The organism is Sporanaerobium hydrogeniformans, from assembly GCF_002735925.1.
Classification (GTDB): domain Bacteria; phylum Bacillota; class Clostridia; order Lachnospirales; family Cellulosilyticaceae; genus Sporanaerobium; species Sporanaerobium hydrogeniformans.
Map to the genome: position 1 here is coordinate 351,057 of NZ_PEDL01000001.1, position 13,583 is coordinate 364,639.

At 36.5% G+C, this 13,583-nt stretch carries 8 protein-coding genes; all 8 read left to right on the forward strand.

What is annotated here, in order from left to right; translation table 11 throughout:
- The first annotated feature begins 67 nt into the window (after positions 1-67).
- The 8 genes from baiCD to CS063_RS01775 all read left to right on the forward strand — a co-directional run bounded on the left by baiCD (position 68) and on the right by CS063_RS01775 (position 13,561).
- The gene (gene baiCD, locus CS063_RS01740; RefSeq protein ID WP_099447991.1) at positions 68-1,999 is read left to right on the forward strand and encodes a bile acid Fe-S flavoenzyme BaiCD; all 1,932 of its coding nucleotides are present in this window, start codon (positions 68-70) and stop codon (positions 1,997-1,999) included.
- Between the two features lie 138 nt (positions 2,000-2,137).
- Positions 2,138-3,316, forward strand: a complete 1,179-nt coding sequence (locus CS063_RS01745; RefSeq protein ID WP_099447992.1) for a copper amine oxidase N-terminal domain-containing protein — start codon at positions 2,138-2,140, stop codon at positions 3,314-3,316.
- A gap of 298 nt (positions 3,317-3,614) precedes the next feature.
- Positions 3,615-4,556 carry an alpha/beta hydrolase gene (locus CS063_RS01750; RefSeq protein ID WP_099447993.1) on the forward strand — a complete coding sequence of 314 codons (942 nt, stop codon included), beginning with the start codon at positions 3,615-3,617 and terminating at the stop codon, positions 4,554-4,556.
- Positions 4,543-5,808: a hypothetical protein gene (locus tag CS063_RS01755; protein WP_099447994.1), complete on the forward strand. Its 1,266-nt coding sequence runs from the start codon at positions 4,543-4,545 to the stop codon at positions 5,806-5,808. Before CS063_RS01750 ends, CS063_RS01755 begins: the two co-directional genes overlap by 14 nt.
- 26 nt (positions 5,809-5,834) lie before the next feature.
- A complete protein-coding gene (locus CS063_RS01760) occupies positions 5,835-6,500 on the forward strand; it encodes a DUF6320 domain-containing protein (RefSeq protein WP_099447995.1) in 666 nt (221 codons plus the stop codon).
- 75 nt (positions 6,501-6,575) lie between these two features.
- Positions 6,576-7,919 carry an MATE family efflux transporter gene (locus CS063_RS01765; RefSeq protein ID WP_099447996.1) on the forward strand — a complete coding sequence of 448 codons (1,344 nt, stop codon included), beginning with the start codon at positions 6,576-6,578 and terminating at the stop codon, positions 7,917-7,919.
- Between the two features lie 94 nt (positions 7,920-8,013).
- Entirely contained in the window at positions 8,014-12,228 is a 4,215-nt protein-coding gene (locus tag CS063_RS01770; RefSeq protein WP_099447997.1) for an acyl-CoA dehydratase activase-related protein, read from the forward strand.
- Between the two features lie 97 nt (positions 12,229-12,325).
- Positions 12,326-13,561, forward strand: a complete 1,236-nt coding sequence (locus tag CS063_RS01775) for a cation:proton antiporter (RefSeq protein WP_099448197.1) — start codon at positions 12,326-12,328, stop codon at positions 13,559-13,561.
- Positions 13,562-13,583 lie beyond the last annotated feature (22 nt).

The following is a 13,583-nucleotide window of genomic DNA, read 5'->3' on the forward strand; positions in this document are numbered from 1 at the left end:
ATTTTGATGATATTCTTACTCATAAAGTTGATATAATTTTATCAATAAGTCAGAGGAGGTAGTCATTATGTTCAAATCTTTATTTACGCCTATTAAAATAAGAGACATGGAATTGAAAAATCGTGTGATTATGCCAGCAATGGGGACACGTATGGCAAATGAAAAAAGTGAGATAACTGAGCGCCTAGTCGCTTATCATGAGGCAAGGGCTAGAGGAGGGTGTGGGTTAAATATTGTAGAAGTGTCATCCGTTCATACACCCAGTGCACCTGCCCATTTTGTTTCAATAAGCGAGGATATTTATATAAGGGGACATCGCCAATTAACAGATGCTATTCACCATGCAGGAGGCAGGGCTGGAATCCAACTTTGGCAAGGGTCTATTGCTGTTATGATGGATTCAAAAGCAAAGATTTTTGTTCCAAGTGATATGCCTTTTGGCACATTTACGGTGCCTGCCATGACAGTAGAGGAAATCGAAGAGATTATTCAGTGCTATGGCGCAGCAGCTAGAAGAAGTGCAGAAGCCGGCTATGATTGTATTGAATTCCATTGTGCACACAATTATTTACCACATTCATTCTTAAGTGGGGGCTTTAATCGTCGTACCGATGCATATGGCGGAAGTTTTGAAAACAGAGCACGTTTCCCATTAGCATGTATTCGTGCTATTCGTGAGAACATACCAGAGGGTATGCCATTATTTATGAGAATAGGTGTGCATGATGACTATTTGCAAAATGGACTTACCATAGAAGAAACCATTGCATTTTGTAAGCTTGCCAAAGAAGCAGGAGTAGATGTATTAGATATATCAAGAGGAAATATCATTACGCCAGCGTCTATCTATGAAGTTCCACCCATCGATATAACAAATGGCTTTAATGTAGATAATGCAAGCCGTATTCGAAAAGAAACAGGGATGCTTACTGTAGCTGTTGGAAGAATTAATACAGCACAGTTAGCAGATGAAATCCTAGCACAAGATAAAGTAGATATGGTTGTTATGGGGAGAGCGCAACTTGCTGATCCCGAGTTTTGTAATAAAGCACAAGAAGGAAGAACGGAAGAGATTATTCATTGTGTAGGCTGTAATCAAGGGTGTTATGATGGGTTCTGTGACGTTAGAAATCGTCCGTTTATAACCTGTTTAAGAAATCCTATGCTTGGACATGAGAAGGAATATAAATTAGAACCAGCAACCCACAGTAAGAAAGTACTTATCGTTGGAGGGGGAATGGCAGGGATGGAAGCTGCCATGCTACTTAAAGAAAGAGGGCATATACCAGTTGTTTATGAGGTAAGTGACCATTTAGGGGGGCAATTTGTTACAGCGGGACAAGCACCAGGAAAAGCAGAAATGAAGGAAGCAGCTCGTGCTTTAGGTAAGCAAATAGAAAGAAAAGGTATAGATGTTCATTATCAGATGCAGGTCAATGCAGCTATCCTAGAAAAGGAGAAACCTGATGAAATGATTATTGCAATAGGTGCAAGTCCTATAATGATCAACTTACCAGGTATAGAAAATAAGCCAGTGTATAAAGCGCATGACGTACTAGATGGAAAGTGCACCCCAGAAGGCAGTGTATGTGTTATTGGTGGTGGGTTAGTAGGCTTAGAAGTAGCAGATGCTTTAGCAACAAAAGGACATCTCGTGAAGATTATAGAAATGAAAGAGCAAGTAGGTGCAGATTTAGGGAACCTTAGAAAAATAGCCGTGATGCAGAAAATGCAAAGTTTAAATGTTGAAATCCTAACAAAGGCTACATGTGTTGCTGTACAAGAACAAGGTATTTGTATAGAAATAGAAGGTGAAAAGCAAGTGGTTTGCTGTGATAGTATTGTCGTAGCCGTAGGGGCTAAGCCAAATGAGCATGCTAGTCTTGTAGCTCTCTGTGAAGAGAAGAAGATACCGTATCATATCATAGGGGATGCAAAGAGTGCAAGAAGGGCTATGGATGCCATTGAAGAAGGCTTTAATGTTGCACGCCAGTTATAGAAAGGGGAGTTAGTATGAAGTCTAAGTTATTTCAAGCATTACACATTGGAACAATGAAGGTATGAATAAAACCCTCGAACTTGGAATGCTAGGTTCAAGGCTTTTTGAAAATTTTAAAATAGAATCAAGGAGAATAGCATGAGAAAAATAGTTACAATAAGCTTATCTATCATACTTAGTATAGGTGTTTATATACCGTCATATGGTCAGGAGGAGTTTCCTTACTATGAGTTTACCCTTGAACAGCTCTATCCAGAATTATTTGAGAAAGCTAAAGAAAGAGAAGCTAAGCCTATTGAGTTTTATATTAGTGGAAAGCTTGTTCCCATCCCTAAAGAGGGTCCACAGCTTTATAGAGATAAAGTAGACAGTACTTTTTTTGCTAATGAGATGCAAGGAGAAATACTTGTACCAGTATCCTATATAAGAGATGGTTTTGGGTATCAAGTAGCTTGGAATCCTAAAACGCAACAAATTAAATTTAACAATGGAGAAGTGAAAGCTTATATCAATCAGAAAGAGATAGAGGTGGGGAACCATATCATTGCTATAGAGCATGCACCAGTATTGATAGATAGTAGAGCTTATGTATCCTTTAAATTTCTTGAGCAAGCTTTAGGATGGGTCTATACATTTGATGAGAGTGGCGCTAGCCAGAAGTATTTATTTACTCCATTAGATACACTTCCAGCATTAACAGATCAAGTACTGGCAACCCAAAATAGCAGTAGTAATTACATGCCATTAAGTGTACCTATTTATGCTCATTCCCCTTTAAATACTGAAGCGAAAGATGATTATGCTTTAAAGGCGCAACATTTTGTAGCATGGGAAAAACTAGGATCCAATGTAGCCAATGTAACAACGAGAGTACCGGGAACACCTATTCATGGGGATTTAGAGTATCTTAACAGCTTAGTAGGAAAATGTGGCTATGGGTTTGCAGGCGATGGTCAATTAACAATTGGTGATAAAGATACGCATATTGATACACCAAGAGGGCATAGTGATACGTATGTTGCAATTGGTCACTCTCTTAAAACGGACGGTAGAATTGTAACCATTCGTGGCTGGGTTACAGATTTCAATAAAAAGCCAAGTAAAGGCCAAATAGTTCAAAACAATTTATCTATTGAAGCTATTAAGTACATGTCTAATAGCATTGAAGATGGACATGCCATTATTGCTTATATTGATAAATATCTTAACCAGAAGCAATACCCTCCACTTGACCAAAATATGAGATTTGGCTTAACAAAGGTACGTTTTGAAAAAAAGGCAGCTGGGTGGGGCTTCCATATTATATTCAATGACTAAGCATTTCTTAAAAACAACTTATTTTTGAAAGTAAGAGTCAAGTTAAAGCCTCAAATTTAGAAAGCAATCTAAGTTTGAGGTTTTTGTTATGGAGATAAAGAGAAAAACTTTTAAAAAAAGGGTACTGGGAGGTAGTTTGACATAAAGAGGGCGTGTATAGTAGGATAAATAATAGTAAGTAAAAATGATTAGGAGAATAGATAATAAACTCATAAGGAGTACATATACTACAAGTAATATAGAATAAAGAAAGACGCTATCTAACGCCTATGTAAAATGAAGTATTAAGGAGTGTAAAATGCCTATTAATAAAAAAATGTTAACCACTCTTAGAAAAATTATTTATCCAAAGGGAGATTTTAAGGAAACCTATAAATTAGAACGTAAGATGATAAATATGACGCATCATTACGTCTTTAAACCTTTTTTTAAAATGTGGGATCATGAAATCATAACAGATCATCATTCCATACCTGTTCGTCTTTTTTTTCCAAACAAAGAAGGCGTCTATCCACTCCTTATTTTCTTCCATGGAGGTGGTTTTGTAGTAGGCAATATTGAAAGTTATAGTAAGATTTGCAGTAGACTAGCCAATAACCTCAAACATATTGTTTTGTCTGTAGATTATCGTTTAGCACCAGAGCATCCTTTCCCAGCAGGACTTGAAGACTGTTATGCTGTAGTAAAGGAGGTGGCAAGTCATCTCCTTCTTTTTAATCATCCTATCGAAGAAATCACCTTAATAGGAGATAGTGCAGGCGCCAATTTAGCAGCTGCTGTTTCCTTACTAGCTAGAGAAAGAGGGGAATTCCAAATTGCAAGGCAAATTCTTATCTATCCAGCTACTTATAATGACCATAGTGATGCTTCACCTTATGCTTCAGTTAGGGAAAATGGAAAAGATTATTTGCTGACGCAAGAACGTATGATGAATTATTTAAAGGCTTATGTAAAACATGAAAAAGATTTAGAAAATCCTTATGTAGCCCCTTTATTGGCAACTGATTTAGAAAATCAACCAGATACTTTAATTATTACAGCTGAATTTGACTTATTAAGAGATGAAGGGAAGGCTTATGGAGAGCGTTTAAAACAAGCGGGTAATAAGGTGGAAATAGTTGAAATACCTAATGCAATCCATGGTTTTTTATCCTTACCTCCTATGTTTGAAGAGGTAAAAGCATGCTATACTAGTATAAATCATTTCTTGAATAAGGGGAGAGAAGATGAGTCGAACTAAAACACCAACTTGGAGACGGCTAGATAATGCAGCAAAGATTTTTCCGCCTACCAGTAACAAACATGATACAAAGGTATTTCGTTTTGCCTGTACCTTAAAAGAAGAAATTGTTCCAGAGATTTTGCAAAATGCCTTAGATAAAACGATGGAGGCTTTTCCATTATATGCATCCATTATTAGGAAAGGGTTATTTTGGTATTATTTTGAGACAAGTTCTATAAAGCCTACTGTAAAAGAGGAGTGTAAATCACCTTGCAGTACTTTATACAATGAGAATTCTAAAAGCTTATTGTTTGAAGTAAGCTATTATAAAAAGCGTATTAATTTAGAGATTTACCATGCTTTAACAGATGGTGTAGGTGCTCTTCAATTTTTGCGGACGCTAGTTTTTCATTATTTATTAATGCAGCATGAAGAATTAAAAGAGGCAAAGTTGAGCTTAGATTATGATGCCTCTCATGCAGAGAAGGAGATGGATGGCTTTAAAAAATATTTTTCTCCAGGTAAAAGTGCAAAAAATCCTTCTTTAGGAAAGGCATATAGAATTAAAGGGGAGAGGCTTGAAGGAGATGTCCTAAAGGTTATAAATGGTGTGGCTTCTGTAAAAGCTATTTTGCAGGAAGCACATCAGTATGAAACCACTTTAACTGTTTATCTAGGGGCTATTTTAATTATGTCTATTTATAAAGAAATGGCGAGAAAGGATAGAAAGCATCCAGTTGTTGTGTCGGTGCCTGTTAATTTACGCCCTTACTTTAAATCCAGCTCAGCGAGAAATTTTTTTAGTGTTGTACATGTGCCTTATTATTTTAAAGAAAAGGAACCGGAGTTTGAAGAGGTTATTAGTTATTTAAAAGAGTTTTTTGAAAAGGAATTAACCACAGAGAAATTTCAGCTTCGTTTAAATCGTTTAGTAGCGCTAGAACATAATTACTTTACACGCGCCATTCCTTTAATACTTAAGAAACCTACCCTATGGTTTGCCCATCATTTAACAAATAATGAGGTGACTACTAGTTTTTCTAATATTGGTAAGATTACGATGCCGAAGGAGCTAGAGCCGTATATTGATGTTTTTGATGTGTATACAAGTACGACAAAGGTTCAAGTTTGTTTATGCTCCTATGGTGACAAGCTTTCTATAAGCTTTACTTCTCCTTTTGTGAATAGTGAGGTGCAAAAGCATTTCTTTCGTACATTAACGAGTAGGGGGATAAAAGTTGAGATTTCAACCAATATAATTACGGAATAAGGAATGTCAAGATAAGGAGGTAGAGGATGAAGACGTGTGAAAAATGTGGGGTGCAATTAAAAGGAAAAGGAAATAACTGTCCATTGTGCCAAAATGAACTGATAGGTTCAAATGAGGGAGAGGAAGCTGTTTTTCCTTTGAATGATCAGCGGCAGAAGGAAACGCATATGGTAATTAAAGTCATTAATTTTATGATGCTATGTGTAGGTATTATGTCCGTATTTTTCAATGTGTTATATCCAGTGGAAATTTGGTGGTCACTTATTGTGGTGCTTACTTTAATAGGGGTGCGTGTGAGTCTTTTTATAGCTATTGCCAAACATAAAAATATTCTTAAATATTTGTGGAATCAAAGCTTAGTTATTATTGCATTTGCCATTGTTATTGATTATATAAGCGGAAATCATGGATGGGCCATTACCTTTGTACTTCCTATTATTTTTACTTTAGCCATGATTATTATGTATTTGATTTCCAAGATACTACACCTTCAAGTAGGGGACTATATGATTTACCTTTTGCTTGATGCAGTATTTGGTATTATTCCTATTCTATTTTTACTACTTCAGAGTGTGACAACAGCTATTCCTTCTTTAATATGTATTATGGTGAGCATTATTTCAGTGATTGCTTTAATTAGTTTTGAAGGACCGAGTATGTATAGTGAATTAAAAAGAAGATTACATGTATGAGAATAAGCTTTTTACGCTATTGTATTTAATACGATGGAGAGATAAATAACTATTTAAGAAAGAGAACACAAAGAGATGAAACAGGATTTAACGATTGGGAGTGAGAAGAAAGCGTTGCTGCTTTTTGCCATGCCATTAATAGGTGGTAATATTTTGCAGCAGCTTTATAACGTTGTAGATACATGGATAGTTGGGAGGTATGTTTCTTCAGAGGCTTTAGCAGCTGTAGGAACTTCCTTTGCACTTTTGACTTTTTTATATTCTATTATTATTGGTTTATGCATGGGCAGTAGTACAGCGTTTGCGATGTATTTTGGTAAAAAGGATAAAGTGCTACTAAGAAGGAGTATTTTTCTTTCGGGTAGTAGTATTGGTATTTTGACACTTGTGTTAAATGTGCTTCTTTTAGTTTGGGGAGATATCATTATAAAGTTAATGCGGGTAGACCCTGTATTATTTGAGCTGACTAGGGAGTATTTACACATTATTTTTATGGGCCTCACAGCTGTTTTTATTTATAATTTTTTTGCCAGCATCGTAAGAAGCATGGGAAACTCACGAGTGCCAGTATTATTTATTGCTTTAGCAGCAGCTCTTAATATCATTTTAGATGTACTATTTGTGAAATTTTTCAATTGGAAGATTGCAGGAGCAGCTTGGGCGACTTTCATTGCTCAATTAGTTAGTGCACTAGGGATGATGGGGTATGCATGGTGTAAAGTACCAGAGGTAAGGCTTAAAAAAGAGGATTGTGTATGGGATAAAGAACTTATGAAACAATTAGGAAGCTATTCCTTATTGACATCTTTACAGCAGTCTATTATGAATTTTGGGATACTGATGATTCAAGGTCTAGTAAATAGTTATGGCGTAGCTGTAACAGCTGCTTTTGCTGCAGTTGTTAAAATTGACGCCTTTGCCTATATGCCTGTTCAAGATTTTGGAAATGCTTTTTCTACTTTTATTGCTCAAAATAAGGGAGCGGGGAAAGAAGAACGTATTAAAAAAGGGATCCGTTTTGCAAGCCTCTTAACTGTTTTGTTTAGTGGATTAGTTTCAGTAGGTGTTGTTATAGGGGCCAAAGAGCTGATGCTTATTTTCTTTGAAGAATACCAACAGGAAATCATTTCCATCGGTGTACGGTATTTGCAAATTGAGGGAGCATGTTATATGGGAATAGGCATCCTCTTTTTACTCTATGGGTTTTATCGTGGAGTGGGGAGGGCAGGTATGTCTCTTGTCCTTACCATTATTTCACTAGGCACAAGGGTAATTTTAGCTTATGCACTAGCTCCTATAGGGGGAATTGAGATGATTTGGTGGGCTATTCCTATTGGCTGGATATTGGCTGATGCAGTAGGTATTGGTGTATTAATAAACTATATAAATAAGTCAAAGAGGATTATACGAGAGGTGTAATCCTTTTTACATAAAAAATTCATATGTTAAGGTCTGCTTTTAGGTATAATAATATGTTGATAGACATTAGAACTTGAAGTTATAGGAGAGTAGCATGAGTGCATTATTAAAAATTGGAGTAGATATTGGATCAACAACTATAAAGATGGTGGTCATTGATCAAGAGGGAAACCTTATTTATAAAACATACAAACGTCATCTTGCAGAAATTAGAACAGCTTTTACAAGTTGTTTAGAGCAAGCAAAGGAGATTATAGGTGGGCATGCTTTAAGTTTGTGCATTGCAGGCTCGGGAGGAATGAGTTTAGCAGAAGAACTAAAGATTCCATTTATTCAAGAGGTTATAGCAAGTACTAAGGCTATTCAAATGAAGCATCCAGAAACAGATGTTGTTATAGAGCTTGGAGGAGAAGATGCCAAGATTACCTATTTGCAAGGTGGCCTAGAGCAAAGGATGAATGGAACCTGCGCAGGAGGGACGGGTGCTTTTATTGACCAAATGGCGACCTTGCTCCATACAGATGCCAGTGGTCTTAATACCCTTGCTAAAGCTTATGGACATATTTATCCCATAGCCGCTAGGTGTGGTGTATTTGCTAAAACAGATATCCAACCCCTTATGAATGAAGGAGCAAAACAAGCAGATATTGCTATGTCTATTTTTCATGCGGTGGTGGTACAAACCATTAGCGTTTTAGCCTGTGGTAGGCCCATTCGAGGGAAGGTTGCTTTTTTAGGAGGGCCCCTTACTTTCCTTTCGGAGTTACGAAAGCGTTTTATAGAAGTCTTGGAGTTAAGTGATGAGGCAGTTATTTTTCCAGAGCATTCTGAGCTTTATGTTGCTTGGGGAGCAGCTCTGGCTTGTGAAGAAAAAGGAGTTAAAACCTATGAAGCTTTATTAAAAGAGTTAAGAAGGGAAGGTCAAAACCAAGACAAAAAGTATCAGACCTTACCTCCTTTATTTGAAAAGGAAGCAGATTATTTAGCTTTTAAAGCACGACATGGGAAGAGTCAGGTAAAGGAAGGTAAACTGGAAGAGGCAAGTGGACGTTGCTTTTTAGGAATAGATGCAGGTTCTACTACTACTAAAGCTACACTTATTAATGAAGCAGGAGAAATCCTTTATTCGTACTATGCAAGTAATAAAGGGAACCCTATTGAGGCAACAAGGGTAATTTTAAAAGAAATTTATACACAACTACCCTCACGTGCCCAAATAGCTTATTCCTGCGTAACCGGTTATGGGGAAGCTTTATTAAAAGAAGCTTTTAGTATAGATCTAGGTGAGATTGAGACAGTAGCACATTATAAGGGGGCAAAATTTTTCTGTCCAGAGGTTGATTTTATACTAGATATCGGGGGACAGGATATGAAATGCCTACATATTAAAGAAGGTGCTATTCAAAGCATTACCTTAAATGAAGCCTGTTCTGCTGGATGTGGTTCTTTTCTTCAAGCCTTTGCCAATTCATTGGGATTAGATATTCAAAGCTTTGCTAAGAAGTCACTCTTTGCTAAGCATCCAGTAGATTTAGGCTCCAAATGTACGGTCTTTATGAATTCAAAGGTAAAACAAGCACAAAAGGAAGGTTTTAGTGTAGAGGATATTTCAGCAGGTCTTGCTTACTCTGTAGTTAAAAATAGTTTATATAAGGTCATTAAACTAAAAAATCCAGAAGCATTAGGAAAACATATAGTAGTAGAAGGTGGAACTTTTTATAATGAAGGTGTTTTACGAAGCTTTGAAAAGCTCATAGGAAAAGAAGTTATTCGTCCCAATATTTCTGGACTGATGGGCGCCTTTGGTGCAGCTCTTTTAGCAAAAGAACGTTTTAAAGAGGGACAAAGTACAACTTTAGTAGAGCTAAAGGAACTGGAAACGATTAAGGCGAATTCAAAAACAGCAAGATGTGGGAGATGCTCAAATAACTGTTTATTAACACTCAATAGTTTTCCTAATAATAAACGTTTTATATCGGGCAATCGCTGTGAAGCACCTTTAGGAAATGACTCAAAAGAAAGTGAACTACCTGATTTATATGAGTATAAATATAAAAGAGTTTTTAAGTATATACCTTTATCACCCAAGCAAGCTAAAAGAGGAGTGATTGGAATACCAAGGGTACTTAATATGTATGAGAATTATCCCTTCTGGTTTACGCTATTTACCTATTTAGGATTTCGTGTTGAACTGTCCTCTCCTTCTTCTAAGAAAGTTTACGAGAAGGGAGTAGAGTCCATTGTATCAGAAACAGCTTGTTACCCTGCCAAGATGGTTCATGGACATATAGAAGATTTGATAGAGCGTGGTGTCAAGCAGATTTTTTATCCTTGTATTGTACATGAAGCGAAGGAGTTTGAGCAGGCAGATAATTGCTTTAACTGTCCTGTTGTTACCTCTTATCCAGAGGTAATTGCTAATAACATGGAGCATTTAGAAGAGGAGAAGGTTCAGCTGATCCATCCTTTTTTACCTATGACAGATAAAAAGAAACTGAAAAAAAGATTATATGAAGAGTTTAAGGTTTTTCATATAAGTAAGGCGGAAATTCATGAAGGTATAGAGGCAGCCACAAAAGAGCAAGAAAGCTTTAAAGAGGCGATGCGTCAAAAAGGTGAAGAGACACTAAGGTTTTTAAATGAGAAAGGGATACGTGGGGTTTTATTAGGGGGTAGACCTTATCATATTGATCCTGAAATAAATCATGGTATTCCCAAATTGATTAACAGCTTAGGTTTTGCCGTGCTAACAGAGGATGCCATTGCCCATTTGGGGAATAAAGAAATAGCTCTTCGTGTAGTGAACCAATGGGCTTACCATTCACGTCTTTATGCAGCGGCTAATCAGGTGGTAGAGGAACCACTCATTGAATTGGTACAGTTAACCTCTTTTGGCTGCGGTATTGATGCGATTACAGTAGAGCAGGTTCAAGAAATATTAGAAAGTAAAGGAAAACTTAGTACAGTTATCAAGATTGATGAGGGGAGTCATTTAGGAGCGGCACGTATTCGTTTAAGGTCTTTAAAGGCCTCTATCGAAGAAAGAGAACAGAGGCAAATGGTAAAAAAGAAACAGGAAAAGGTGCAAAAGGTCAGTGTAAAAAGGGAAAGTAAAAAAGGCACGATTATTGTGCCAGAATTTTCGCCTACTCATTTTGAAGTATTAGCAGGTATGCTGCACCACTATGGTTATCAAGTGGAAGTACTGCGTAATAATGAACAGCCTTTAAAAGAAGGACTTCAATATCTTAATAATGATATGTGTTACCCTGCTATGGTAGTTATTGGTCAGATTATGGAGGCCTTAAAATCTGGTAAATATGATTTAAATACAACCTCTGTTCTGCTTGCTCAAACAGAAGGTCAATGCCGTTTTACTAATTATTTAAATCTTCTTCAAAAAAGCCTACAAGATGCAGGTATGGAAGAGGTACAAGTTTTATCACTCAGTTTAGCAGGAATAAAAAAGGAAAACACATTAGAAGGTCTTACCATAGAAATAATGAAAAATGCTGTGATAGGTATGATTTATGGGGATTTATTGACAAAAGTACTCTATCGTGTACGGCCTTATGAAAAAATAACAGGAAGTGCGAATAAGCTATATGAAGAGTGGTTAGTAAAGTGTAAAGCTTCTTTTGCTAAAATGAATAAAGAAACTTTTAGACAAATCATTCACCATATTATTGAAGACTTTGAAAAACTGCCACGTAAAAATATTTCAAAGCCAAAGGTAGGGATTGTGGGAGAGTCCCTTGTGAAGCTTAATCCTATTGCCAATAATCATATAGTAGAAGTTCTTGAAAAAGAAGGGGTAGAGGTAGTTGCCAACGACTTATTGTCTCTTTTATTAGCACCAGGGATCAATCAGCAGTATCGTTATAAAAAGTTAAATGGAAGCTTTGGAGAAAATTTAAAAGGGAAAATAACCATTCGTTTTATTGAAAGCTATCAAAAAATCTATACAGAAGCTCTTAAGAAAAGTAAGCTTTTCTATGCCTCTGAAAAAATAAGTGAATTAGCTCGTCATGCGAGCCAAATTATAGACTTAGGTCACCAATCAGGTGAAGGCTGGAAGCTTTCGGGTGAGATTATGGAGTTAGTTAAATGGGATGTCAAAAACATTATCTGCATGCAGCCTTTTGGATGTTTGCCAGCACATGCCAATACACGAGGTGTATTAAAGAAAATTAAAAAACTTCATCAGGGAGTAAATGTAGTGACCATTGAATATGACCCTGACTCCAGTGAAGTGAATCAAATGAATCGTATCAAACTTATGCTTGCTAGTGCCTTTAATAAAATTTAATCCTAAAGAACCTCAATGTCTCAATGCATACAATCACCTGAATAGGTAAAACTAAGCTTAGAAATAAATGGAGTAAGGTGGTGGTGTTGTGGAAGCAATGAGTAGTTCGGCTATTAGTGCCAATGAACTCCTTTTGGTTTTAGGTGCAATGGGTGTTGTAGGTATTATAGGTGGATGGTTTAGTGAGAAGCTCAAGGTACCTGATGTGGTTATATATTTACTACTAGGTATATTGGCAGGTCCACTTTTCTTTAATATTATTGATGTAGAATCTTTTCCAGTCGTTAATGAAATTATTTTAAGCTTTGGTTCAGCTTTTGTATTGTATGAAGGGGGCAGAGAAATCAAATTAAGAGTGCTTAATCAGATTAAGATAACGGTAGGCTTATTAGCTACCTTAGGTGTATTTATTTCTATGGTGGTAGTTGCTATAGGCATGGTTTTCGTTTTTAAATTACCATTTAGTATCTGCCTTCTAATGGGAGCTATTATTGCCTCAACAGACCCAGCCAGTCTTATTCCTATTTTTAATCAAGTGGCGATTCGCAATAAGCTAAAGCAAACTATTATTAGCGAATCTGCGTTTAATGATGCCACAGGAGCTATTTTAGTAACCTCCCTTCTAGCTACCATTTTAACAGGCTCATTTACACCTACCAAAAGTTTGATACAACTCATAATGATGGCAGGTGTAGGGATCGTAGTAGGAGCAGTGGTAAGCCTTACTGGTGAAGCTCTTTCTTCTGATAAGCAGTACGGTATTTTTAGAGAATTTGGTCCTATTATTTCAGTACTTACAGTAATATTTGCTTATGAGCTAGCAGAAAGGCTACATGGAAGTGGTTACATGGCGGTATTTATAGCTGGCCTTATATCTGGGAATAAGAAGCAGTTTGGACTGTGGGCCCCAGAAGAAAACTTTGTATCTGCTGTTCACTTTAGGGAAAATATTTCGACTTTATCTCGAATGGCAATTTTTTTAGTTCTAGGAACACATGTGGATATGCAGGCACTTCTTAAATATGGTTTAAAATCATTTATCATTGTTCTCGTGCTCATGTTTATTGCAAGACCTTTAGTTGTTTTAATATGTGCGTTACCAGATAAAAAGGCTCAATGGAAGAAACGTGAAATCTTTTTTATGATGTGGGTAAGAGAAACAGGTGTTATACCAGCTGCTTTGTCTGGATTAGTGGTTTCAATGCGTATAACAGGCTATGAAATTATCTCTTCAGTTGTATTTATGACTTTGCTTATTACTCTTTTGCTTCAAGCCAGTACTACAAAGTGGATGGCTAAAAAACTAAAAGTACTTGAAACACCTTCTACTTAAAGAAGGAATTGAGAGGATTATA